The sequence below is a fragment of the Streptococcus pneumoniae genome (genome assembly GCA_040719455.1).
In the GTDB taxonomy this organism is placed as follows: domain Bacteria; phylum Bacillota; class Bacilli; order Lactobacillales; family Streptococcaceae; genus Streptococcus; species Streptococcus pneumoniae_G.
Map to the genome: position 1 here is coordinate 742,143 of JBFDTN010000001.1, position 22,960 is coordinate 765,102.

Here is a 22,960-nt window from a genome sequence, read left to right on the forward strand (position 1 = left end):
CCTCTTTACATTTCAACAATTTTTCCTGTTTCAAAGTAAACAACCCATTCACAGATGTTTTTCGCATAATCCCCAATGCGTTCCAAATAAGAAATGACTTCAAAATAATCACGACCAGTCACAACAAGTTCTGGATTAGCCTTGATTTCTTCGGTGGCTAGATCTCTTATTGTATCAAAGTAAGCATTGATTTTTTCATCCATCACAGCTACTTCATAAGCTTGGTCCGCATTGCCATTTAAGTAAAGATTGAGTGTTTCTTCAACAAAATTTTTGACTTCGCGTCCCATCTTGCTGATCTCTTCTTCTACTGACTTAATGCGCATTTCACCCTTCATTCGGATGGTTGCTTTGGCGATAGACACGGCATGATCTCCCATGCGCTCTAAATCGCTGCTGGCTTTCAAGATGGTAATCACCGTCCGCAAATCTTGTGAGACTGGCTGTTGTAAAGCAATGATTTCTAGTGATTTTTTCTCCAGTTTCATCTCGTATTCATTGACATCAGTATCATCAGCGATGACTTCCTGCGCCAATTCGCGGTCATGCGAGACAAAGGCACGCACGGTGCGATTGATTTGTGAGAGAACTTCATTTCCCATCGCGTAGAATTGGTTATCTAGCTTTTCTAGTTCTTCTTCAAATTGTGTTCGTAACATAATGGTAGTTCCTTTTATCCAAATTTTCCTGTGATGTATTCTTCTGTTTCCTTGTGGCGAGGATTGAGGAAGACTTCTTTCGTGCTATTGTACTCAATCAAATTGCCTCCTAGGAAAAAGCCTGTTCGGTCAGAAATCCGTGAAGCTTGCTGCATAGAGCGCGTCACCAAGACCATCGTGTACTTGTCCTTTAAGCCATATAAGGTTTCTTCAATCTTTCCTGCTGAAATTGGATCCAGCGCTGATGTTGGCTCATCTAATAAAATGATTTTAGGACTGGTCGCAAGAACCCGTGCCACACAAACCCGCTGCTGCTGACCTCCTGACAAACCAATGGCTGAATCATGCAAGCGATCCTTCACCTCATCCCAAATGGACGCCCCAATCAAGGACGTTTCAACCGCTTCATCTAAAATCTGCTTGTCTTTCACCCCATTGATCCGCAAGCCATAGACGACATTTTCGTAGATAGTCATTGGGAAAGGATTGGGCTGTTGGAAAACCATGCCAATTTCCTTACGCAAATCCACCGTATCCGTCCGTGGACTGTAAATATTGTGTCCATTGTAGTCAATCGCTCCAGTCAAGGTCACTTCAGGATTCAAATCTCCCATACGGTTAATCGACCGCAATAGTGTTGATTTTCCAGAACCTGACGGACCAATTAGAGCCGTGATTTCATTCGGATAAAAATCAATGGAAACATTGTTTAAAGCCTTTTTCTTATTGTAATAAACAGACAAGTCTTTGACTTGTAAAATCGGTGCTGTCATCAAAGTTCCTTTCTATCCAAAATGTCCTGACACATAGTCGTTGGTTGATTGTAGTTTGGCATTTTGGAAGATATTAGCTGTCTTATCATACTCAATCAAATCTCCCAAGTAGAAGAAGGCTGTATAGTCGCTCGCACGAGCTGCTTGTTGCATATTGTGGGTCACGATGATAATGGTGTAGTTCTTCTTCAACTCAAACATGGTTTCTTCCAGCTGCATGGTCGCAATTGGATCCAACGCTGAAGCTGGCTCATCCATAAGCAAAATCTCAGGTTTGACTGAAATAGCACGGGCGATACACAAGCGTTGCTGCTGCCCACCTGATAAGGTCAGAGCAGACTTGTGAAGATCGTCTTTGACCTGATCCCAGAGGGCTGCTTGCTTGAGGGATGTTTCGACAATCTCATCGAGCACTTTTTTATCCTTGACCCCTGCACGTTCATGGGCAAAAGTGATATTGCGGTAGATGGACTTCGCAAAGGGATTGGGACGTTGAAAGACCATGCCGATGTGCTTGCGCATCTCATAGACATTGATTTCAGGTCGGTTGACATCCACTCCTTCATAGAGAATTTCCCCAGTCACCTTGGCAATGTCAATCGTGTCATTCATGCGGTTCAAACTCCGCAGATAGGTTGACTTCCCAGATCCTGAAGGCCCAATCAAGGCTGTAATTTTATTTTTTTCAAACTGCATATCAACGCCCTTAATGGATTCTTTCGCGCCATAGTAGACATGCAAATCTTTTGTTTCTAGGGCGATTTTCTCCTGAGGAAAGGTGATGATATGCTTTTCATTCCAATTATATTCTGCCATTTTTTCTCCTCTAGTTTAGGCTGCAGATGTTAATTTCGCATGCAATTTCTTACCGATATAGCGTGCAGACACGTTGAAAATCAAGATGAAAATCAAGAGAATAGCTGCACTACCAGCAGAAACCTGAGTCGCGTCTGGAATGGTTCCTTCGCTGTTGACCTTCCAGATATGGACTGCAAGTGTTTCTGACTGACGGAAAATCGAAATCGGGCTGGTCACGCTCAGCGGATTCCAGTTAGACCAGTCAAGAGCTGGCGCAGATTGACCCGCTGTATAGATGAGCGCTGCTGCTTCCCCGAAAATACGACCAGAAGCAAGAACAATCCCTGTCACAATCCCTGGAAGGGCTTCGGGGATGACCACATGAAAGACTGTTTCCCAACGAGAAATGCCAAGAGCAAGTCCTGCCTCACGCTGGGTATGGTGAACATGGCGCAGACTATCTTCAACATTACGAGTCATTTGTGGCAAGTTAAAGACCGTTAAGGCTAAGGCACCTGATAGGATTGAAAATCCATACTGGAACTGCACAACGAAAATCAAATAGCCAAACAAACCAACAACGACAGACGGCAAGGAAGACAAAATCTCAATACAGGTCCGCACAAAGTTCGTCAAACGACCTTTTTTAGCATACTCCGCCAGATAAATCCCTGCTCCCATTGAAAGAGGGACAGAAATCAAGAGCGTAATGACAAGTAGGAAAAAGGAATTATAAAGCTGAATCCCAATCCCTCCGCCTGCCTGATAGGAAGACGATTTGCCAGTCAAGAATGACCAGCTGACATGCGGTAGACCGCGCAATAAGATATAGAGAATGAGGGAAGTCAAGATTGCAACAATGATACCTGCAATGGAATACAAGATTCCAGTCGCCAATTTATCCACTTTTTTAGCGTGCATAGTTTCTCTTCCTTTCTCTTGTAATAAATTTCATAATCAAGTTAAAGACTAGGCTCATCAACAATAGGACGAGGGCTAGTGACCAAAGGACATTGTTTTGCACCGTACCCATAACGGTATTTCCGATTCCCATAGTCAGGACAGATGTCAGGGTCGCGGCTGGGGTAGTTAGAGAAGTTGGTACAACAGCTGAATTACCCACGACCATTTGAATAGCAAGGGCTTCACCGAAGGCCCGCGCCATTCCAAAGACCACTGCTGTAAAAATACCTGACTTAGCAGCATGGAGCGTTACGCGCCAAATGGTTTGCCAACGAGTAGCTCCCATAGCAAGGCTAGCTTCTCGGTAATGACGAGGGACAGCCCGCAAGCTATCGACTGTCATAAAGGTCACAGTCGGCAAAATCATGACAAAGAGGACAAAGACCCCTGACAGAATCCCAAACCCTGTACCACCAACGATGGAGCGAACAAAAGGTACCACGACCTGTAAACCGATAAAGCCGTACACAACAGACGGAATACCAACCAAAAGCTCAATAACTGGTTGCAGGATTTTTGCCCCATACTTAGGCGATACTTCTGTCATAAAGACCGCTGCACCAATTGCAAACGGTGTTGCAATAAGGGCAGATAAAATGGTCACGATGAAGGATCCTGCAATCATCGGAAAGGCACCGAAGGACTTAATGGCTGGTTTCCAAGTAGTTCCAAATAAGAATTCAAAGATATTGACGCCATTCACAAAGAATGTGGACAAGCCACGTTGGGCGACAAAGAGCAAAATCATGGCCACGATGAAGACAATCAAGGCCAAGCAGAGAAAGGTGATGCTCTTTCCAAATTTCTCTAGACGAGAATTTTTGGACGGAGAGAGCAATTCTTTTGCAAGTTGTTCATTTTTCATGCTTACTTTTTCTCCTTCACTGTACCGTCTGCAGTCTTTGTGACCTTCATGTCATTAACTGAGATGTATCCCATATCAACGACAACCCCTTTTTGGACTTTCTCAGACATGACATAGTCTAAGAACTCTTTTTCAAGTCCTGCTGCCTCACCCATAGTGTACATATGCTCGTAAGACCAAATCGGCCAGTCATTGGTCACGACATTGTCCACGGTTGGCTCAAATCCATTGAGCTGAAGCTTTTTGACTGAATCATCAACGTAAGAAAAGGCAAGGTAGGAAATGGCACCTGGTGTCTGAGAGACAATGGACTTGACCATTCCGTTTGAATCCTGCTCCAAGCTTTGAGCCGCTTCTTCCCCTTTCATGACCACCGTATCAAAGGTAGCCCTGGAACCAGAGCCCACTGCACGGTTGATAATGGAAATTTCTAAATCTTTTCCACCTAGTTCTTTCCAGTTGGTAATATCTCCTGTAAAAATCTTTTTCAGATCTTCTAGGCTAATATTTTTGACATCGACTTCTTTATTGACGATGACTGCGATACCTGCTACGGCAACTTGGTAATCGACCAATTTGTCCGCTTCAATCCCAGATTTTTCTTCGGCAAAGACGTCGCTATTTCCAATCTGAACAGCTCCTGACTGAACTTGTGAAAGTCCTGTACCAGATCCGCCTCCTTGGACATTGATGGTCTTGCCTTGGTTTTCAATCCCAAATTCATCCGCTGCTGCTTCGACTAAGGGTTGAAGGGCTGTTGAGCCAACTGCTGTGATGGATTCACCACGGTCAATCCATGAAGCACAGGCAGATAAACTCACCCCCATTGCTGCAATGAGCATGGAATGAAGGATTTTGTGTTGTTTTTTCACTCTGTATCTCCTTTAGAATCAGTGGGAGATGCTCCTTAAAAGCACCCCTAATCTCACTATATCATAAGTCAGAATTTTTGAAAAGATTTTTCTTCGAAAGAGCTTGAAAAATCAAGGATTCATCTCAAACGAGCATTTTTAAATCTATAATAACATACTCTGTTACAGTATCTTTTATGGCTTAAGACGAAAACGCAATCCTTTTGGAAAATAGTTTTTCAAAATTCCCTGCGTCACTTTTGCAAATCCCAAACCATTGCCTTTTGCTAAAACTTGATACCAGCCATTTGGTAAGCTCTTGTCCACATCAACTGTCTCTCCTGCAACATACTGGTAAAATTGCTCGTTTGTAAGAGAAAGACTGTCTTTCACTTCACTTGGCTTCAAAGCCAATCCCAAGGCAAAACTTGGTTCAAAACGCTTTTTCTTAAACGTTCCTAAATGCAGACCATTTCGCGCTATTTTTAGCTTGGATACATCAGGCAAACCATTTGGCAGTAAGTAGAGATGGTCACCAAAGGTCTGTAATTCCCCATCTAGTGCTGTTTTGAGGTGTTTTTGGGCAAATTCCTGCCACAAATTCTTTTGCTCAGCTGTCAAACTCGACTTGCTTTTCTTGATTTTCTTAGCTTTTCCTTGTCCTTTAAATCGTAATTTTGCAACAAACTGCCCTTCCCCTTTAAAATGATGCGGATACATACGCGCAGTCTCAGGATAATCAATCCCTGCAACCATCCCATTTATAGGAGTAATACTTTCCAAGAAGCACTCATACTCTTGCAAAAGCCAAGTGACGATTTCTTCATTTTCCTCTGGCGCCCATGTGCAGGTTGAATAAATCAAAACACCATCTGGAGCTAACATCCGAACCGCATCTTGCAAAATCTCTCGTTGCACGCGCGCGCACTCGCTAGGATAGTTTTCTGTCCAATACTCCATAGCTGCAGGATCTTTACGAAACATGCCCTCTCCAGAGCAGGGAGCATCAAGCACAATCATATCAAAATAGCCATCAAAAACTTTCGCTAATCGATCAGCAGATTCATTGGTGACCAACACATTTCTTGCTCCAAATCGTTCGATATTTTCCACCAAAATCTTTGCACGTTTACTGTTAATTTCATTGGAGACAAGAAGTCCCTCATTTTCCAAATAAGAGAGTAAATGGGTCGATTTTCCGCCTGGTGCTGCTGCTAAATCTAAAACTTTCATACCAGGTGTAGGCGAAGCTACTTGTCCCACGACTTGGGCTGCTGGCTCTTGGGAGTAAACGAGACCTGTCACATGCTCTGGCGATTTCCCATCGACCTTGCCATAGTAAGACCAAGGCATAGACGCAATCGGATGGTCAAAGGAATGCTGCACTTCTTTTAAAGGATTGGTCCGAAATCCAGCCACAGGATCTTCCTCAAAGCTCATAAAAAAAGAGCTAGCCTCCTCTCCCAAAAGTTGCTCATATTTTTCTTGAAATCCTTTTGGAAATTCCATCTAGCTCTCTCCTTTTTTCATGATATAAGGCGCAATCTCTGCCCATTTTTCTGTTGGAACAATAACAATATCCTGTCGTGTCTGAAAATCCGGAACTTCTCCGTCAATCGTCATAACTTGATAACCCAACTTAGGCGCTAAAATACTAGCTGCCGCATAATCCCAAGGATAAATCGAGGACACATAAAGAAGTAGGCGACCGGATAGGACTCGCGCAAAGCTAATCCCAGCACTACCATAGAGTCTTGCCCCTAAAGAGTTATGTACCAAGGGCAAAATATCAACCGTCTCACTCTTAAAAAGACCTGCACTAATGGCTACTAAAGAGTGCTGCAAGTTTTTTTCTTGATAGGGTACTAAAGGCTTATCATTACAATAGACAGAAAACTGCCCACCGCCAACATAAAGCTCATCTTTCATGACATCATAAATCAGTCCAAACTGCCCCTGGCCATTTTCAAAATAAGCCAGCATAATGGCAAAATCTGTCTTTTGGGCAATGAAATTATTGGTCCCATCAATCGGGTCAATAACCCAAACATGACCATCCTCAATCGAATGACGAAGACCGTTTTCTTCTGCCAAGATATGATCTGTCGGATAGGCCTCTACAATCTTTTGCACCAGCTGGTCTTGTACAGCTTCATCTAACTGTGTCACTAAATCTGTCGGAGTTGATTTGGTTTCAATCACGACTGGCTCATCCATATGCTTGCGGATATAGCTGGCTGCTTCATAGACAATAGCTTTTGCAAATGCTAATTTAGTTTCCAAGAGAAATCATTCCTTTCCCCTGTTTTTTTGCCGCCTCAACCGCACGGTAAAGCGAGTAGCCGCTGACTGTTTCAAATTCACGCCCAATTCGCTTTTCCTCGCCCTTACTTGGAACGACGATTTTAAAAGCTTTATAGGCGGATAATAATGCCTCCACAGCTACTTTTCCTTCATAGGCTTTTTCAACCTGATTAAAAAAAGAAAGCACTGAAGCAAGCTCTTCAGTGCTCCACGATAGATCTAGTGGGTATTGATAGTTCTTATTCATTTCCTTATTCAATCTCTGCTCGTAGGGTTGCATCACGCAATTCCTGCTGGCGATAGCCGCGCGGCAAGAATGCCCGAATCTCATCTTCATTAAAACCGATTTGCATCCGCTTGCCATCCAGAATAATTGGACGTCGCAAAAGACTTGGATTTTCTCCATTCAAGCGAATCAATTCGGATATAGACATATTTTCAACATCTACATTTAATTTTTGAAAAATCTTGGAACGAGTTGAAATGATGTCATCTGTGCCATTTTCTGTCAAAGACAGGATATGCTGAAGTTCCTCCCTTGATAAAGGGCTCGTCATGATATTGTGCTCCTGAAAAGGAACATCATGATTGAGTAACCAAGCTCTGGCTTTACGACAGCTCGTACAACTCGGTGATAAAAATAATGTAATCATGTATTTCTCTTCTTCATCTATTTATACCTATTCTTATTATACCAAATTATTAAGCATCCGACTAGGTATTTTCAAGTTTTTTTCGCATGATTATCCATTTTATTCAACAGACCAATTTCTTGCTGCTTCTTCATCCTGCTTTAATTGGACCATCAGATTTTTCAAACTTGAAAATTTAACCATGTCTCGCAAGCGGTCCAACCAATAAACCGTCACCTTATCACCGTACATATTGCCAGAAAAATCAAACAAGTGAACTTCAAGGCGCAATTCTTCTCCATTAAAGGTTACATTTTTCCCAATGCTAGCCATACCACGATAGACTTCTCCCTGATAGGCTACATCAACCACATAGACACCGTCTTGCGGCAGAACTACCCGATCAAGCGTAGCAAGATTGGCTGTTGGATAGCCCAAGGTCCGACCTCTGGCATCGCCATGGACAACCAAACCTTGAGTCGTCAAAGCTCGTCCTAATAAAGTATGTGCTAATTTGACATCGCCTTTTGCAATCGCAGCTTTAATCCGTGTCGAACTCACCTTTTCACCGTCAATATCTACGGATGGGACAATCACAATTTCTGCATTTGTATAAGTCTGTAAATCGCGCGCAGACTTCTTATCACTGCCAAAGTGATAATCAAAACCTGCCACAATAACCTTAGCTTTCAAAGCCTTGATATATTGCTTGACAAACTCCTGCCCTGTATGACTGGCAAAACGACTGCTAAAATCAATCAAATAAAGTCTATTCACTCCTAGCTGCTCAAAGGCTTCTTTACGCTCTATTGGATTGGTCAAATGAGCCAACAAATCCTCTTGATAGCGGACAAAAGGAATCTTAGGAGATTCTGGAAATGTCAGCACTGCCACCTCTAAATCCCGCTCTTTTGCAATGTTACTTGCCACCTCAAATAGGGCTTGATGCCCCTTATGCAGACCATCAAAATAGCCCAAGACAAGGACTGTCTCAGAAATTTGTTGAATCTCATCTTGATTCGTGATGTATATCGTTTTCATTCTTCTATTTTATCATAAAATCTCACAGAAAGACCTTTTTAGGCTTGTAAACTGCCTCTCGTCTCTCCAATATAGCCACTAATATTCCATCATAAAATCCTGCTAGCTCATCATTCTCAGCAGATAAAACAACAAAGCGTCCAAAGCGGACTTCCTCTACCTGCTCGCTTTCAAGCTCTACGACGTTCAAATCGCCAATGCCAAGCTCCAAAGGTTGCAAGAAAGACCAGTCATTCTCTGCTACTTTCTTTTCAATCTCTGCTAAGGTTAAACTATCTGCTAAATCCATCCCTGATGAAGACGTTCGTGTGAGCGCAGACATGTGACTGGCAAAGCCTAGCTTTTCTCCCAAATCTACCAATAAGGTGCGGATATAAGTTCCCTTACTACAAATCACCCGAAATCTAAAAGACAGCAATCCATCTTGAAAAACGGGCGAACTAATCCTCTCAAACTTGTAAATCATCACCTGACGCTCTGGACGTTCAACTGCCTCCCCAGCTCGTGCATACTCATACAGCTTTCGACCATTGACCTTCACTGCAGAATACATAGGAGGAATTTGCGTGATATTTCCGACAAACTCCTCCATCGCTTGATCAATCACTTCCTCTGAAATGGCTTCTCGTAAGCGGGTTTCTTTCACCACCTCGCCACTAGCATCCTCAGTTGTCGTTGAAAAGCCAAGCGTGATTTCACCCTCATAGGTCTTCCCCTCATCTTGCATGTACTCCACCAAGCGCGTCGCTTTTCCAACTGCAATCGGCAAGACGCCAACCACATCAGGATCTAGCGTGCCACCGTGACCAATTTTCTTGGTATGCAAAATCTTACGCAGTTTAAACACGGCATCGTGCGAAGTCATACCTGCTTCTTTTTTTAAGTTAATGATTCCATTCATATCTCGCTCCAGTTTATGTCTCTTTTAGGGCAGCAAATTTTTCTTTCATCGTAGGATTCTTACGCGTTAATTTTTTGACGGATACATCTTCGAGTTTATTATTCGCCAAGCGCAGTTGATTTTCACTGGTCGTAAGCGCTGCCTTGACAGCCTCCATACGTTTAATAGCCTTATCAATCTCATCAATCGCCTTTTGGAAATTGGTACTTGCTGACTGGTAATTTTTAGCAAAAGCATTCTTAAAGGTTTCCAAATCCTCTTCAAAATGAGTAATATCAATATTTTGCTCACGAACCAAGGCCAATTCCTGCTTGTAAGTCAAAGCATTCATCGCTGCATTGCGTAACAGCGTAATCATGGGCAAGAAAAATTGAGGGCGAATGACATACATTTTTTCATAAGCATACGACACATCAACAATCCCCGAATTATACAGTTCACTATCTGACTCGAGTAAGGTCACCAAAATCGCATACTCACAAGATTTTTCCCGCCGATCCTTGTCCAACTCTTTAAAGAAATGCTCATTCTTTTTCTTAGTTGCTGTCTCATCGCCTTCGTTTTTCATCTCAAACATAATGGAGAGGATTTCAACACCGTTTTCATCATATTCACGATAAATATAATCTCCCTTGCTCCCTGTTCTAGCATCATTATCTTTGGAAAATTCAGCACGAGGAAACATCGCCATCCGATGCTTGTTAAACTCATACTCACAGTGCTGCTCTAAACTCTCTCCAATCATTTTAGTCGATTGTTTAGCTTTGAAATCTTTGTAAAATTCAATCGTTTCCTCTTTTTGGCGCAATTCAATTTCATAGCGTTCTTTGAGGGAATTTTGAGCTAATTCTGCCTCTTTTTCTTGCAGGAGAAGCTGCGTTTTTGCCTCATCACGCTCTTTTTCAAGCACATGTACTTGCTCTTTCAAACGACCTTCTTGCTCCAATTCCAAACGCGAAAGAGTGAATTGTAAGTCTTTTACCTCCTGCTCTTTTTGGGTCAAGACTTGGGTAAAATCCTTCTCCAAATTTCCTTTTAAAACATCTTTTTCAAGCTCAAATTGGTCAATTTGATGTCTCAGTTGCGTGATTTCTTGCTCTTTGAGCGCCAAGGCTTCCTGCTTTTCTTGCTTCAGTTGTTGCTCAGTTAGCAAGCGCTCTTGTGCTAAACGCTCATGGATTTCTTTCGAAAATTCTTCCGTTCTCACCTGCGCTAAAAGCTGGCTATACTGGGTTTCATTTACCGTAAAAGCTGTCCCACAATGGGGACATTTGATTTCATTCATGGCAATCCTTTCTGATAGAAGAAAGGGCTGGGACCCTGTCCTAACCCTCTTCCTGTTTTTCTTACATTTTTGACAAAATAGCATCCCAAGCATCGTCTAAGCCTGTCTTATCGACGGATGAAAAGACGATAAAGTCATCTCCCTTGTCAAAATCCAATTTCTTCTTAATCGCAGCTTCATGCTTGTTCCATTTGCCACGCGGAATCTTATCTGCCTTAGTCGCAACCACGATGACAGGAATCTCATAGTATTTCAAAAAGTCATACATCTGCACATCATCACTGCTAGGATCATGCCGCAAATCAACAAGACTGACCACTGCTCGCAAATTTTCTCGGCTGGTCAAATACTCTTCAATCATCTTGCCCCATTTAGCCCGCTCAGACTTAGAAACCTTAGCATAGCCATAGCCAGGCACATCGACAAAGCGTAGTTTGTCATCAATGTTAAAGAAATTCAGAAGCTGCGTTTTCCCAGGCTTTCCTGAGGTTCGAGCTAAATTTTTTCGATTCAAAAGAGTATTGATAAAGCTTGATTTTCCGACATTGGAGCGCCCTGCTAGAGCAATCTCTGGAATCTCATCCTGTGGATAGTGGGATTTATTCGCTGCACTCAGTAAAATCTCGGCATTATGTGTATTGATTTCCATACTCACCTCTTAAGCCGTCTCTAAAATCGGCTTGCCCTTGCCTTCAACAGCTTCCTTGGTAATGCGGACTAGCTTCACATTTTCTTGGCTCGGTACTTCAAACATGACGTCTAGCATGGTTTCTTCGATAATCGAGCGAAGACCACGCGCCCCTGTTTTTTGTTCCAAGGCTTTCTGTGCAATCTCACGAAGCGCTTCCTCATCAAACTCCAACTGCACATCATCAAAAGAAAGAAGGGCTTGGTATTGTTTGACCAAGGCATTTTTTGGCTCGCTTAAAATCCGCACCAAATCTTCCACTGTCAGCTGCTCAAGAGCTGCAAAGACAGGCAAGCGTCCGATTAACTCAGGGATAATTCCAAATTTTTGCACGTCTTCAGCAATGATTTCCTGCATGTAGGAACCATTTTCATCAATGGCGCGATTATTTTGTCCAAATCCGATGACTTTCTCACCCAAGCGTTGTTTCACGATTTCTTCGATACCATCAAATGCACCGCCTACAATAAAGAGAATATTTTTCGTATCCACTTGGATCATTTCTTGTTGCGGATGTTTGCGACCACCTTGTGGAGGGACGCTCGCAACCGTTCCCTCAATAATTTTTAAGAGAGCCTGCTGAACCCCTTCACCAGAGACATCACGAGTGATAGAGACATTTTCGCTTTTTTTCGCGATTTTATCAATTTCATCAACATAGATAATCCCACGCTCTGCACGCTCAATGTTGAAATCTGCTGCTTGCAAGAGTTTCAAGAGGATATTTTCCACGTCCTCTCCTACATAACCAGCTTCTGTCAAAGCCGTTGCATCTGCAATCGCAAAAGGAACATTCAAGCTCTTTGCTAAGGTTTGCGCCAAGAAAGTCTTTCCTGAACCTGTTGGGCCAATCATGAGGATATTTGATTTTTGCAAATCCACTTCCTCTTCGCTGTCACGATTATCATGGAAGTTAATGCGTTTGTAGTGATTGTAAACAGCCACAGCCAAGGCACGTTTAGCACGGTCCTGTCCGATGACATAGTTGTTTAAAATATTCAAGAGTTCTTGTGGTTTTGGTACCACAGACAAGTCTGCTAATACTTCTTCTGCTAGCTCTTCTCGGATAATTTCTTGGGCTAACTCGACACATTCGTTACAGATAAAGGCATTGTTTCCTGCGATAATTTTAGGAACTTCTTCCTGACTTTTTCCGCAAAATGAGCAATAAACCATCATCTCTTGTTTCCTATTTGTAGGCATTGTTTACTCCTATTTCTCGTAATTTTTTAAAACTTTTTCATTAAAATAAGGTCATATAAAAGGCGTGGATACTATTGACAAGATTGGTAAAGGCGTTGAGCCAAAAGAGGACTGCTAAACCGTACCGTCGTTTCTTTTGGGCTTGTAGCGCCGTCAACACACAAATCCCACACAAAACAGCTGTAAAAAATCCAAAAATACTGCGTTCCATTACAGCTCCTTTCTGCGCCAGCGTCTAATAGTGAAATCATAGGCATTTGCTTCATTCTTGGGATAAAAATGATTCTCCACCTCTTCAAAAGAGCTCCAATCAAAAGAGATCGGAAAGTAAGTATCCCCTTCAAAATGCTCATGAATCTCTGTTACGACTAACTCATCTAAGACAGACTCAAAGGCGGTAAAGATCTGAGCTCCTCCAATCACATATAAGGAATAGTCTTCTTTTTCATACCAATCAAGGACTTCTTCTACCGAATGAAAAATGAGAGCTCGCTTATCCTCTACCTTATAAGTATCGTCTGTCGTTAAAATCAAGCTCACACGCTGGGGCAGAATTCTCCTCTTCATACCATCAAAGGTCACACGCCCCATGAGGATTGCTTGATGTAGAGTTGTTTCCTTAAAATGCTGTAAATCAGCTGGTAAATACCAGGGGAGGGTTTGATTTTTTCCAATCAATCCTGCTTCATCCTGCGCCCAAATGGCAACGATTTTCTTTGTCATACTTCCACCTTTATATTGCTAGTCTTATTTTACCAAAAAAGTGAAAAAAAGGCACTTGTAAACTACGAGTGTCTTTTCATTTTTTACTGCCATCTTTGATTACGATAAAACGCTTCCCCTCTTTTTCTCTTGTCGTCCAATACACACTCAAAAGTAGCCACAAGGCTACATAGGCTAAATGAATAGAAAAGTAATGCAAAACAAGATTCAGAACTGCTACTATAAGGACCAAAGTCGCTAAACCTTTCGTATGAGGTCCTTGAAAGAAACACAGAAAACGATAAAGCCCCAGTAAGCATAAAGAGAAGCCACCAACAAAAATCACGATAACAATCGGCAGAAGAAGCCCATAGTATCGATTGAGAAAAAATATCATCTCTAAATAATCTTGAGGATTATCGTACAAGATCAGGATCGACCAAATGGCAAAGGTTGTTAGTATAAGATAAAACAAACCAAAGGCTGCACCGAGTCTTCCTAACCATTTCTGTGATGTCTCAGTTTTTCCTGCATAGAAACCGAGTTGCCTACATAAGCCCCAAAAGGGAATAAACACCAACCAAGATTGCTTGAGCTGAAGCGTACGATTCCCTACATAAATCAGACAGGAAAGAAAAACGAAAAATGCAATCTTGACCATGGCTAGCTCCTTTGAGGCTTAAATGGCTAAATCAAATTTTAGCTGCGGTTTGACAGGTTCATAATCCACTAACTCAAAATCTTCTGGCTTGATGTCATAGAAATTTGTTCCATCTGGAACATTTAAGATCAACCGTGGCTGACAATCACTAGGCGTACGGCGTAGGAGTTCTTTTGCCTGCTCAAATTGATTATCGTAGATGTGGAGGTTGTTGATGAAATAAAAGAACTTCCCAACCTTCCAGCCGAAGTGCTTGGCAATCATCATTTGAAGCGCCACATACTGCATGGCATTGATGTGATGAGCCACCAGCATGTCATTACTACGCTGGGTCAGAGTCGCATCAAGGTAGATATCGCCGTCCACGCGCCGCACATCAAACATGGTCTGAAAGGCACAGGGCAAGAGACCATCTGTCTCTTCAAATGCCTCATAGTCCCAGAGTGAGATGATATTGCGACGGTTCCAAGGATTTTGCTCCAATTGTTTCAAAATCTTATCCATAATCTGGTGCTTCTTGACAACAGCCCCATAGCGCTCACCAATGGTGCCAGTCTCGCCCACTTCCCAGTCGTTCCAGTAGGTCACGCCATACTTGTCATTTAAGACGCTAAGATCGTTGGTCTGGTCTTGGTAAATCCAGCAAACTTCTTTAATGGCTGACTTGATGGGAATGGGACGCAGGGTGGTAATTGGAAACTCGCCCTTTGATAAATCATACTCGGCAAAAGAGCCGGTGATGTACTTGGAATTTGCGACATTTCCGTCTTTGTAGCGAGGACGCGCATTTTCTGAAAAAACACCCTCGTCCATAATTTTTTGAATATTCTCTTTAAAAATAGTATCTGCTTTAGTCATGAATCTAGTATATCACTTCTCTAGCATTTTGTCCTTTTTCTAGTGTTTCAGAAGATAGGCTATTGATACAACTGCCTCGTATAATTTCACCATGTCTTGGATATAATCAGACCATGGCTTGATAAAACGAAACTTTTCTCAAACTATGAAACCATCGATGAAAAATCTTATGTTTCGAGAGTTGGGAAGCATAAAAAAGACGGTAGCGATACCGTCAATAGTGAGTTTATTCAGTTCGACAAACTGGGATTTAGTTATTTCTTCTTTTTGGATTTTGGTGCAGGTAACTAATCATACATTACATTGACTAAGCCAGTTAAAAACTCTTTGTTATCTACATCATCTACCAATAACATTTCCTTTGCCCCATCATACAGCAATTCATATTTTGTATTTTCCATATATTCCATAGCAGATTTAACAGACTTCACTAAAAATCTATCATCATAAATTCCACCTATGATTTTCCCGCGATAATAAATGATATATTCACCCATCATTGCTCTATATGACATTTCTTCCAACTCGGACAATTGTTCTAAAATGAAATCTAAATATTCTTTACTTGAAGCCATACCTTCACCTCGACAAATTTTCATTTATATTATTACCATTCGTCTATAAAGAACAAAAAAGACACATCACTTAAAATGAAGCTAAGTATATACCTGCTTTCTACCTTAAGGAAACGAAATATACCCCTTCTATCATTAATATCATCATATCTATGATGACATCTAGGATACAATGAAACTTTATCTCCGATTTATGATACTTTTCTATCAATCCTCAAAACATTACTAAAAAATACTACATTATGACCGTCTTGATGCATTGTGTTGAGTTATGTAAGATATTCCATGTTACTCATTGTTTTTATAAATCTTTTCCCATCGTCATTTTGGAACATATATGAAACTCCACCAGAGAAACCAAATAATTCAAAATTATTCAATGTCTCTACCTCAAGTCCCAAAAACATTGTATTAAAAACAGATAATAAATCTCCATGCGAAACTATAATGATATTCTCTTCTTCATTATTCATAATTTCATCAAAAAAAGGTTTTAGCCTACTCCATTCCTCTCTGCGACTTTCTGCATCTGAAAAGCACTTATCATCTATATATCTTTCATGTTGCTCTAAATTTGCTTTTAACCAATTGACTGATTTTCCACAACACTTTCCAAGATTTCTTTCTCTTAATTCTTGTCTTAAAATGGGTACTATATCTAAATGTTCACCAATAATTTCAGCTGTTTGTTTTGCTCTTAAAAGATCTGATGAATATAAGACGAAATTTCGATCTCCTAATTCTTCTTTTAGTTTTAGAGCAATATTCTCTGCTTGTTTTCTGCCTAATTCTGAAAGTTCCCAATCTGTCCATGAACCAACCATTCCATTGGTATGATGGACGGACTCCGTATGTTGAATAGTAATTATTTTTTTCATATCATTCTCCTCTAAAACAAGACCAAATTTTTTTATATGTTGGCAATAATCCAATATCACTATTGAAAAATCAATAAAAAAGCATACTTCAGATAAGTAAGCCTACATAAAAGAGATAGTCACATCATTCTTTTAAGAACGACTGCTCCTATCTCACATTTCTTTCCTAGCTTTTTATCAAAGTCTTATTTCAACACAAGCGAGGCAGCACCAATCACTCCTGCGTCATTTCCTAAATCCGCCAAAGCTAGTTTTGTTGATTTAGCGATTTGTGGGAAGGCATGAGTATTAAAGACTTCTTGAAGCCCTGCTAGCAAGAAATCACCTGCTGCTGATACCCCACCACCAATAACGATGGTTGATGGGTTCAAGATGTTGGCGATATTGGCACAAGCAATTCCCAAATAACGAGAGAAATTCTTGTAGACAATCATCCCTAGCTCATCACCTTCTTTGGCATGGTCAAAGACAACTTTTGCCGTCACTTCTTGTCCGTCATCAATCAAGGCTTTCAAATCCGCATCGCCTGCGTATGCTTCAGCATAGCGACGTGTCAAATTGACAATTCCTGTGGCAGAAGCAACGGTTTCTAGGCAGCCTTTCTTCCCGCAAGTACACTCAATGGGTTGTTCAAAATCAACAACGATATGTCCTAGCTCTCCTGCTCCTCCAGCAATACCGTGAAGGAGATTACCATCTGCAATCACACCGCCACCAACACCTGTTCCTAGAGTTACAAAGACCACGTCTGGATGATTGCCCCCTGCACCTACCCATTGCTCACCAAGGGCTGCTACGTTGGCATCATTGTCAATGAAAAATGGAATCCCAAGTGCTGATTCAATTTGTTTTTTGACAGCTTGTTCTGACTTCCAGTTTAGGTTGTAAGCTCCTACGACAGTTCCTTCATGACGATTGACCACACCAGGTGACCCCATTCCGATACCAAGGAAATTCTCTGCTGAAAGTCCTAGTAACTCCATTTGATGCTTGATAGAGGCAATCATATCTGGAACGATGTGACTTCCTTCATCCAAGATATTGGTCGCAATAGACCATTTGTGCTGAATTTCACCTGCTGGCGTCAAAATCGCAAATTTAATGGATGTCCCTCCAAGGTCAATTCCAATAATCTTTTTATCCATAGTTGTCTCCTTTTTTCCTAATACTTTTATTATATCAGTTATGCAAAGGTTTGCAAAGAAAAAACTAGCAGATCTTGCTAGTTTTTTGATTTTTAATCCGCCAATTCACTCAAGTATTCATAGCGTTCATATTTGAGGAGCAAAGCTTCATTTTTTTCATCTAATTCTTTTTGGAGAACAGATAATTTGGAGAAATCAGAACCGTGTTCTTGCATATCCTGTTCAATCTGAGAAATACTTGTTTCTAACGATTCAATGTCTGATTCGATAATCTCCCATTCCTGCCGTTCAAAATAGGTCATTCGTTTCTTTTCTTCACGGACTTTAACTGGCTTTTCTTTGCTGGCTTTTTCCTTTTGCTTGCTGATTTCTAGCTCAAACGCCTTTTCGTCCAAATAGTCTGTGTAATTCCCAAAGAAAGTCCTAATCTGCCCATCTTCAAAAGCAAGGATTTTATCTGCCACCTTGTCAAGGAAATAACGGTCGTGACTGACCGTAATGACTGGTCCAGTAAAACTCTGCAAGAAATGCTCCAATACTGTCAAGGTCGCAATGTCCAAATCATTCGTCGGCTCGTCTAAGAGGAGAACATTTGGTTTTTCCAAGAGAAGCTTCAAAAGATAAAGACGCTTTTTCTCACCGCCAGATAACTTTTCAATGACTGTACCATGCATGGAACGTGGGAAGAGAAATTGCTCCAGTAACTCTGCAATGCTGCTCGTACCATTAGTCGTCTTGACTTCTTCTGCCACTTCTTGGAGATAATTGATGACCCGTTTGGATGGGTCTAACCCTTCCACTTTTTGGGAGAAATAACCTACACGAACAGTTTCTCCGATGATGAGATGTCCTGCTTGTGGCTCTAAGCTACCTGCAATCAAATTCAGCAAAGTGGATTTTCCAACACCATTATCACCGACAATCCCGATACGATCCTTAGCCTGAATGAGCAAACTAAACTTCTCTAAAAGCTGCTTATCATCATAGCCAAAGCTCACCTCTTGAAACTCAATCACTTTCTTTCCGATACGGCTGGTTTCAAAGTTCATCTCCAACTGACTTGTCACATCTTTCTGAGCTACCTCTTTTTTCAGATGATGAAAACGATTGACACGCGCCTCTTGCTTAGTAGCTCTGGCTTGAGGCTGTCTGCGCATCCACTCTAACTCTTGCTTATACAGCTTTTCCTTTTTATGAAGAAGCGCTGCATCTCGCTCATCTTGCTCCGCCTTGATTCGGACATAATCTTGGTAATTTCCTTGATATTCGATGAGCTTAGCACGATCCAATTCAAAAATGCGAGTCGAAATCTGGTCCAAAAAATAGCGATCATGGGTGATAAAGAGGACACTTTTCTTGGTATTTTTGAGGAAATTCGTCAGCCATTCGATACTGGCAATATCCAGATGGTTGGTCGGCTCATCTAGCAGTAGCAAGTCTGCATCTCCGAGCAAGACCTGTGCCAACTGCACTCGCCTGCGCAATCCACCCGATAGATTGCCGACCTTCGCTGTCAAATCCTGAATTCCTAGCTGGCTTAAGACGGTCTTGACTTGATGTTCAATCGTCCAAGCATCAAGTGAATCCATCTCCGCCATGACTTTTTCCAACCGCGCTTGACTCTCCTCGTCATAATTTGCCAACAGCAACTCATACTCACGAATCAAGATCATTTCTCGTAGTTGAGACGATAAAACCGTATCTAAAACAGTCTTTTCATCCTCAAAAGACGGCTCCTGTGTGAGATATGCAATTTTATAATCTTGCTTGGCTGAAAAAGGGGAACGGTCCCCATCAAACCCACTCACACCTGACAAAACGTCTAAAAGTGTTGTCTTGCCTGTTCCGTTTACACCAATCAGCCCAATGCGATCTCCCTCATGGATAATAAAGGAAATATTCTGGAATACGGTCTTATCACCTACTGATTTGGTCAAGCCCTCCACTAAAAAATCACTCATATCCTTGCTCCTTTATAAACATCATGATGGCTTCTTTGTCATTTTCTAGCTGACCTTCGACAATGGCTTTCTCCACTTGATGTAAAACTTGACCAAGTCTTGGTCCTGCTTGAAAACCGTATTCTGTCATTAAAATCCGCCCATTGACCACTATTTCTTGCTTGTCATGAATCGTAAGACTTTCGTGTATATCTTTAATCGCTTGATGATGGACTGGCAAATGCTTCATCTCACGCAAATCCTCCGCCTGCATCATCAAATCCAAATCAAAGCGGTAACAATCCCATTTGCAAAGCATGCCTGTCTCACGCAAACGATAAATCTCGATTAGTTGCTCTACTTTTTTCTGAAAATCATTGGAAGTTTTCCATTTTTTCAAAAAGGGACGAGCTTGTGGCAAGTCTAAGGCTAAAATCAAGGCTGCCCACGCCTGCTCAGACGATGAAAACTGGGCAGTTTTTTCTAGGCTAGACAGTAAATGTTCCAAAGCTCGATCTGCCTGTGCCATTTCTGGTAGGTACAAATAAGCTCGACTCACTAAAAAACTAGATAAGCCTTTACGCCAGTAAGGCGCTAATAACAATTTATCAAACTCAATAAAAACTCGCTCAACAGAAATTTTCGTTAACAAAGGAGCACAGTCTTCCATGGCTTCTCTAGTTTCTGCTTCAATGTCAAATCCTAAACTGGCTTGAAAGCGAAACCCACGCATAATACGCAGGGCATCTTCATTGAAACGCTCACTGGCAACTCCTACTGCTCGCAGCAATTTATTATCTAAATCATTGAGGCCATGAAACAAGTCAACAACCGATCCTGTTTCATCAAGAGCAAATGCATTGACCGTAAAATCACGACGCTTTAAGTCTTCTTCGAGCGAACGAACAAAGGTGACATGGCTCGGACGCCTGTAATCGACATAGACATCCTCGGTCCGAAAAGTGGTCACTTCATATTCGCTCCCCCCGTCAAGGACCAAGACCGTTCCGTGCTCAATTCCGATATCCACGGTCCGCTCAAAAATACTCTTAGTTTCCTGCGGATAGCTAGAAGTTGCAATATCTACATCGTGAATCGGACGCTCTAAAAGCGCATCTCTGACCGACCCACCGACGAAATAGGCTTCATAGCCTGCTTGTTTTATTTTTTCTAAAATTGGCAAAGCCTTCTGAAATTCAGAAGGCAAATGACGTAATCTCATAATAAATGTTCCAATCCATAGACCAATTGGTCACGTTTTACGACTTCTTTAATGGCCAAGTTAACCCCTGTCATAAAGGATGTACGATCATAAGAATCATGACGCAAGGTCAAACCCTCGCCTTGGCTACCAAAAATCACCTCTTGATGGGCTACAAGTCCTGGCAAGCGAACACTGTGAATCCGCATGCCATCAAAATCTGCCCCACGCGCACCCACGATACTTTCTTCCTCATCCACTGCTCCTTGTGATTGAGAAGGACGTACCTGACTGATCAATTCAGCTGTTTTGACAGCCGTTCCACTCGGTGCATCTTTTTTCTGATCATGGTGAAGCTCAATGATTTCGACATTTGGGAAATACTTGGCTGCTTGCGCAGCAAATTGCATGAGAAGAACAGCTCCCAAGGCAAAGTTCGGCGCAATCAAGCCACCCAAACCTTTTTCGGCAGAATAACGTTTCAAGTCTTCAATTTCTTTAGAAGTAAATCCTGTTGTTCCCACAACTGGTCGAAAATCATGCTCTAAGGCAAATCGTGTATGTTTATAAGCAACTTTTGGCGTGGTAAAATCAACCCACACATCTGCTGAAATCTGTGCTAGATCTTCTTTGCGATTAAAGACGGGAACACCAGCAACATCTGCCTCTTCTGCAAAAGGATCAAGCAAGCCAACCAATTCCAAATCAGCATCTTCTGTAACCATTTTATAGGCAGCTTGCCCCATTTTCCCTTTAAAGCCAGCAATAATGACTTTGATACTCATACTCTCTCCTTAGATAATCGGAATATAGCCTAAAGCTACACTGCCTTCGCCCAAATGTGTTCCAATGACACTTCCAAAAGTCGCAATAGGAATATCTCCTGTCACACCTTGCTCTTGCAAGAGCCCGCGAAGGTTCTCTGCCTTGTCAAGAGCATTGGCATGGATGACGATGACCTGATAGCGTCCTCCTGCTGTATTTTCCTTGACAATCTCAATCAAACGCTTAGTCGCCTTTTTCTCTGTCCTTACCTTTTCAAAGACTTCAATAACCCCTTCTTCGTTAAAATAAAGAATCGGTTTAATGCTAAGAAGGGTGCCAAGTACTGCTGCACCATTGGACAGACGACCACCTTTTACCAAATGATTCAAATCATCCACCATGATAAAGGCACTGGTCTCTTTAATTTGCTGCTTGACTTGTGCTAGAATCGTGTCAAAATCAAGACCTACAGCTGCACTATCAAGAGCTGTTTTGATCATAATACCAAGAGGTGCACTCGTGATTTTCGAATCTGGAAAAACAACCGTAAGGTTTGAAAATTCGTCTTTTAGATATTGGATATTTTGGTAAAATCCTGAAATTCCGCTGGATAAAAAGAGACCCAAAGCATGCGTATAGCCCTCTTTTTCACACTGAGCTAAAATCTCTTCTAAGCGAGCAACACTTGGTTGGCTAGTTTTCGGAAGGCTACTTGCCTGCGCCATTTTTTCATAAAACTCACTGGCTGTTAGATTTTTGCCTTCTACATACTCTGCTCCATCAATACTGACGGGAATATCAAGGATATATAAATCGCTGTTTTTTACAACTTCGGCGTCTAAAAATGCGGATGAATCCGTAATGACGGCTAATTTCATGAATTAAAACTCCAAATTGATTCCTGGTAAATCGAGGGCGATTTCGGTAACTTCGTAGGTCAACCGATTTAGCATAGAAAGACTTGGTTGTGCAAGTGTTTCTACCTCTTCTTTATTGAATTCGCTAGGCTCATTCACAATACGTCCAAGGACATGATTGACCTGCGAAATGGTTCCACTAATAACAAAAGCATCAAAAACAATCATAAAACTCAAAATCACAACGATAGATGTTTGATTGCTTTCCTTATTTCTCTCTAACAGTTGGAAATTCACATCTACTTTCGTTTCAGGGGTTCCATTCTCATGTTCCCACTCAAAATTACGAGCATCATAGTGATATTGACTAACGAATTCTTTTTCGCGTTTTAGTTCCATGTCTGTGTTCTCCTAA

At 41.7% G+C, this 22,960-nt stretch carries 27 protein-coding genes; all 27 read right to left on the bottom strand.

Annotated features, from left to right (window positions below; genetic code table 11):
- Window positions 1-5: 5 nt before the first annotated feature.
- On the bottom strand, window positions 6-659 hold the full coding sequence (gene phoU / locus AB1I63_03460; protein MEW4353945.1) for a phosphate signaling complex protein PhoU: 654 nt from the start codon (window positions 657-659) through the stop codon (window positions 6-8).
- A gap of 14 nt (window positions 660-673) precedes the next feature.
- Window positions 674-1,432: a phosphate ABC transporter ATP-binding protein PstB gene (pstB, locus tag AB1I63_03465; protein ID MEW4353946.1), complete on the bottom strand. Its 759-nt coding sequence runs from the start codon at window positions 1,430-1,432 to the stop codon at window positions 674-676.
- Window positions 1,433-1,444: 12 nt separating this feature from the next.
- A complete protein-coding gene (gene pstB / locus AB1I63_03470) occupies window positions 1,445-2,248 on the bottom strand; it encodes a phosphate ABC transporter ATP-binding protein PstB (protein MEW4353947.1) in 804 nt (267 codons plus the stop codon).
- Window positions 2,249-2,263: 15 nt separating this feature from the next.
- Window positions 2,264-3,151 carry a phosphate ABC transporter permease PstA gene (pstA, locus tag AB1I63_03475; GenBank protein ID MEW4353948.1) on the bottom strand — a complete coding sequence of 296 codons (888 nt, stop codon included), beginning with the start codon at window positions 3,149-3,151 and terminating at the stop codon, window positions 2,264-2,266.
- On the bottom strand, window positions 3,141-4,058 hold the full coding sequence (gene pstC / locus AB1I63_03480) for a phosphate ABC transporter permease subunit PstC (protein ID MEW4353949.1): 918 nt from the start codon (window positions 4,056-4,058) through the stop codon (window positions 3,141-3,143). Before pstC ends, pstA begins: the two co-directional genes overlap by 11 nt.
- A gap of 2 nt (window positions 4,059-4,060) precedes the next feature.
- Entirely contained in the window at window positions 4,061-4,900 is an 840-nt protein-coding gene (locus tag AB1I63_03485; protein MEW4353950.1) for a phosphate ABC transporter substrate-binding protein PstS family protein, read from the bottom strand.
- Window positions 4,901-5,104: 204 nt separating this feature from the next.
- Window positions 5,105-6,418 (bottom strand): RsmF rRNA methyltransferase first C-terminal domain-containing protein, encoded by a 1,314-nt coding sequence (locus AB1I63_03490; GenBank protein MEW4353951.1) that lies wholly within the window; start codon window positions 6,416-6,418, stop codon window positions 5,105-5,107.
- Window positions 6,419-7,192 carry an inositol monophosphatase family protein gene (locus AB1I63_03495; protein MEW4353952.1) on the bottom strand — a complete coding sequence of 258 codons (774 nt, stop codon included), beginning with the start codon at window positions 7,190-7,192 and terminating at the stop codon, window positions 6,419-6,421.
- Entirely contained in the window at window positions 7,182-7,460 is a 279-nt protein-coding gene (locus AB1I63_03500) for a UPF0223 family protein (protein ID MEW4353953.1), read from the bottom strand. The genes AB1I63_03495 and AB1I63_03500 overlap by 11 nt, the downstream gene beginning before the upstream one ends.
- Window positions 7,461-7,464: 4 nt before the next feature.
- On the bottom strand, window positions 7,465-7,866 hold the full coding sequence (locus AB1I63_03505; GenBank protein ID MEW4353954.1) for a Spx/MgsR family RNA polymerase-binding regulatory protein: 402 nt from the start codon (window positions 7,864-7,866) through the stop codon (window positions 7,465-7,467).
- Between the two features lie 99 nt (window positions 7,867-7,965).
- On the bottom strand, window positions 7,966-8,886 hold the full coding sequence (locus tag AB1I63_03510) for a bifunctional riboflavin kinase/FAD synthetase (protein ID MEW4353955.1): 921 nt from the start codon (window positions 8,884-8,886) through the stop codon (window positions 7,966-7,968).
- Window positions 8,887-8,908: 22 nt separating this feature from the next.
- Window positions 8,909-9,787: a tRNA pseudouridine(55) synthase TruB gene (gene truB / locus AB1I63_03515; GenBank protein ID MEW4353956.1), complete on the bottom strand. Its 879-nt coding sequence runs from the start codon at window positions 9,785-9,787 to the stop codon at window positions 8,909-8,911.
- A 13-nt stretch (window positions 9,788-9,800) separates the two neighbouring features.
- Entirely contained in the window at window positions 9,801-11,072 is a 1,272-nt protein-coding gene (locus tag AB1I63_03520) for a DUF2130 domain-containing protein (protein MEW4353957.1), read from the bottom strand.
- Between the two features lie 61 nt (window positions 11,073-11,133).
- Window positions 11,134-11,721, bottom strand: coding sequence for a ribosome biogenesis GTP-binding protein YihA/YsxC (gene yihA / locus AB1I63_03525; GenBank protein MEW4353958.1), 588 nt, complete (start codon window positions 11,719-11,721; stop codon window positions 11,134-11,136).
- Between the two features lie 9 nt (window positions 11,722-11,730).
- A complete protein-coding gene (gene clpX / locus AB1I63_03530) occupies window positions 11,731-12,963 on the bottom strand; it encodes an ATP-dependent Clp protease ATP-binding subunit ClpX (protein MEW4353959.1) in 1,233 nt (410 codons plus the stop codon).
- 40 nt (window positions 12,964-13,003) lie between these two features.
- On the bottom strand, window positions 13,004-13,174 hold the full coding sequence (locus AB1I63_03535) for a hypothetical protein (protein MEW4353960.1): 171 nt from the start codon (window positions 13,172-13,174) through the stop codon (window positions 13,004-13,006).
- Window positions 13,174-13,686: a dihydrofolate reductase gene (locus AB1I63_03540; GenBank protein MEW4353961.1), complete on the bottom strand. Its 513-nt coding sequence runs from the start codon at window positions 13,684-13,686 to the stop codon at window positions 13,174-13,176. Before AB1I63_03540 ends, AB1I63_03535 begins: the two co-directional genes overlap by 1 nt.
- 76 nt (window positions 13,687-13,762) lie before the next feature.
- Window positions 13,763-14,326 carry a hypothetical protein gene (locus AB1I63_03545; protein MEW4353962.1) on the bottom strand — a complete coding sequence of 188 codons (564 nt, stop codon included), beginning with the start codon at window positions 14,324-14,326 and terminating at the stop codon, window positions 13,763-13,765.
- Window positions 14,327-14,344: 18 nt separating this feature from the next.
- Window positions 14,345-15,184 (bottom strand): thymidylate synthase, encoded by an 840-nt coding sequence (locus tag AB1I63_03550; GenBank protein MEW4353963.1) that lies wholly within the window; start codon window positions 15,182-15,184, stop codon window positions 14,345-14,347.
- Between the two features lie 287 nt (window positions 15,185-15,471).
- Complete coding sequence (locus AB1I63_03555; GenBank protein ID MEW4353964.1) at window positions 15,472-15,759, bottom strand: TfoX/Sxy family protein; 288 nt, start codon at window positions 15,757-15,759, stop codon at window positions 15,472-15,474.
- A gap of 269 nt (window positions 15,760-16,028) precedes the next feature.
- Window positions 16,029-16,637 (bottom strand): histidine phosphatase family protein, encoded by a 609-nt coding sequence (locus AB1I63_03560; protein ID MEW4353965.1) that lies wholly within the window; start codon window positions 16,635-16,637, stop codon window positions 16,029-16,031.
- Between the two features lie 185 nt (window positions 16,638-16,822).
- The gene (locus AB1I63_03565) at window positions 16,823-17,782 is read right to left on the bottom strand and encodes an ROK family glucokinase (protein MEW4353966.1); all 960 of its coding nucleotides are present in this window, start codon (window positions 17,780-17,782) and stop codon (window positions 16,823-16,825) included.
- 92 nt (window positions 17,783-17,874) lie between these two features.
- On the bottom strand, window positions 17,875-19,743 hold the full coding sequence (locus AB1I63_03570) for an ABC-F family ATP-binding cassette domain-containing protein (GenBank protein MEW4353967.1): 1,869 nt from the start codon (window positions 19,741-19,743) through the stop codon (window positions 17,875-17,877).
- Window positions 19,736-20,944, bottom strand: coding sequence for a CCA tRNA nucleotidyltransferase (locus tag AB1I63_03575; GenBank protein MEW4353968.1), 1,209 nt, complete (start codon window positions 20,942-20,944; stop codon window positions 19,736-19,738). The genes AB1I63_03570 and AB1I63_03575 overlap by 8 nt, the downstream gene beginning before the upstream one ends.
- Window positions 20,941-21,708 carry a 4-hydroxy-tetrahydrodipicolinate reductase gene (gene dapB, locus AB1I63_03580; protein MEW4353969.1) on the bottom strand — a complete coding sequence of 256 codons (768 nt, stop codon included), beginning with the start codon at window positions 21,706-21,708 and terminating at the stop codon, window positions 20,941-20,943. Before dapB ends, AB1I63_03575 begins: the two co-directional genes overlap by 4 nt.
- 9 nt (window positions 21,709-21,717) lie before the next feature.
- Window positions 21,718-22,566 (bottom strand): DegV family protein, encoded by an 849-nt coding sequence (locus AB1I63_03585; GenBank protein MEW4353970.1) that lies wholly within the window; start codon window positions 22,564-22,566, stop codon window positions 21,718-21,720.
- A 3-nt stretch (window positions 22,567-22,569) separates the two neighbouring features.
- Window positions 22,570-22,944, bottom strand: a complete 375-nt coding sequence (locus tag AB1I63_03590; protein ID MEW4353971.1) for a DUF1149 family protein — start codon at window positions 22,942-22,944, stop codon at window positions 22,570-22,572.
- Between the last annotated feature and the right edge of the window lie 16 nt (window positions 22,945-22,960).

Excerpts from the sequence above, each read along its gene's own strand:
- phoU (MEW4353945.1), bottom strand. The coding sequence starts at position 659 with ATGTTACGAACACAATTTGAAGAAGAACTAGAAAAGCTAGATAACCAA.
- pstB (MEW4353946.1), bottom strand. The coding sequence starts at position 1,432 with ATGACAGCACCGATTTTACAAGTCAAAGACTTGTCTGTTTATTACAAT.
- pstB (MEW4353947.1), bottom strand. The coding sequence starts at position 2,248 with ATGGCAGAATATAATTGGAATGAAAAGCATATCATCACCTTTCCTCAG.
- pstA (MEW4353948.1), bottom strand. The coding sequence starts at position 3,151 with ATGCACGCTAAAAAAGTGGATAAATTGGCGACTGGAATCTTGTATTCC.
- pstC (MEW4353949.1), bottom strand. The coding sequence starts at position 4,058 with ATGAAAAATGAACAACTTGCAAAAGAATTGCTCTCTCCGTCCAAAAAT.
- AB1I63_03485 (MEW4353950.1), bottom strand. The coding sequence starts at position 4,900 with ATGCTCATTGCAGCAATGGGGGTGAGTTTATCTGCCTGTGCTTCATGG.
- AB1I63_03490 (MEW4353951.1), bottom strand. The coding sequence starts at position 6,418 with ATGGAATTTCCAAAAGGATTTCAAGAAAAATATGAGCAACTTTTGGGA.
- AB1I63_03500 (MEW4353953.1), bottom strand. The coding sequence starts at position 7,460 with ATGAATAAGAACTATCAATACCCACTAGATCTATCGTGGAGCACTGAA.
- AB1I63_03505 (MEW4353954.1), bottom strand. The coding sequence starts at position 7,866 with ATGATTACATTATTTTTATCACCGAGTTGTACGAGCTGTCGTAAAGCC.
- AB1I63_03510 (MEW4353955.1), bottom strand. The coding sequence starts at position 8,886 with ATGAAAACGATATACATCACGAATCAAGATGAGATTCAACAAATTTCT.
- truB (MEW4353956.1), bottom strand. The coding sequence starts at position 9,787 with ATGAATGGAATCATTAACTTAAAAAAAGAAGCAGGTATGACTTCGCAC.
- AB1I63_03520 (MEW4353957.1), bottom strand. The coding sequence starts at position 11,072 with ATGAATGAAATCAAATGTCCCCATTGTGGGACAGCTTTTACGGTAAAT.
- yihA (MEW4353958.1), bottom strand. The coding sequence starts at position 11,721 with ATGGAAATCAATACACATAATGCCGAGATTTTACTGAGTGCAGCGAAT.
- clpX (MEW4353959.1), bottom strand. The coding sequence starts at position 12,963 with ATGCCTACAAATAGGAAACAAGAGATGATGGTTTATTGCTCATTTTGC.
- AB1I63_03535 (MEW4353960.1), bottom strand. The coding sequence starts at position 13,174 with ATGGAACGCAGTATTTTTGGATTTTTTACAGCTGTTTTGTGTGGGATT.
- AB1I63_03540 (MEW4353961.1), bottom strand. The coding sequence starts at position 13,686 with ATGACAAAGAAAATCGTTGCCATTTGGGCGCAGGATGAAGCAGGATTG.
- AB1I63_03545 (MEW4353962.1), bottom strand. The coding sequence starts at position 14,326 with ATGGTCAAGATTGCATTTTTCGTTTTTCTTTCCTGTCTGATTTATGTA.
- AB1I63_03550 (MEW4353963.1), bottom strand. The coding sequence starts at position 15,184 with ATGACTAAAGCAGATACTATTTTTAAAGAGAATATTCAAAAAATTATG.
- AB1I63_03555 (MEW4353964.1), bottom strand. The coding sequence starts at position 15,759 with ATGGCTTCAAGTAAAGAATATTTAGATTTCATTTTAGAACAATTGTCC.
- AB1I63_03560 (MEW4353965.1), bottom strand. The coding sequence starts at position 16,637 with ATGAAAAAAATAATTACTATTCAACATACGGAGTCCGTCCATCATACC.
- AB1I63_03565 (MEW4353966.1), bottom strand. The coding sequence starts at position 17,782 with ATGGATAAAAAGATTATTGGAATTGACCTTGGAGGGACATCCATTAAA.
- AB1I63_03570 (MEW4353967.1), bottom strand. The coding sequence starts at position 19,743 with ATGAGTGATTTTTTAGTGGAGGGCTTGACCAAATCAGTAGGTGATAAG.
- AB1I63_03575 (MEW4353968.1), bottom strand. The coding sequence starts at position 20,944 with ATGAGATTACGTCATTTGCCTTCTGAATTTCAGAAGGCTTTGCCAATT.
- dapB (MEW4353969.1), bottom strand. The coding sequence starts at position 21,708 with ATGAGTATCAAAGTCATTATTGCTGGCTTTAAAGGGAAAATGGGGCAA.
- AB1I63_03585 (MEW4353970.1), bottom strand. The coding sequence starts at position 22,566 with ATGAAATTAGCCGTCATTACGGATTCATCCGCATTTTTAGACGCCGAA.
- AB1I63_03590 (MEW4353971.1), bottom strand. The coding sequence starts at position 22,944 with ATGGAACTAAAACGCGAAAAAGAATTCGTTAGTCAATATCACTATGAT.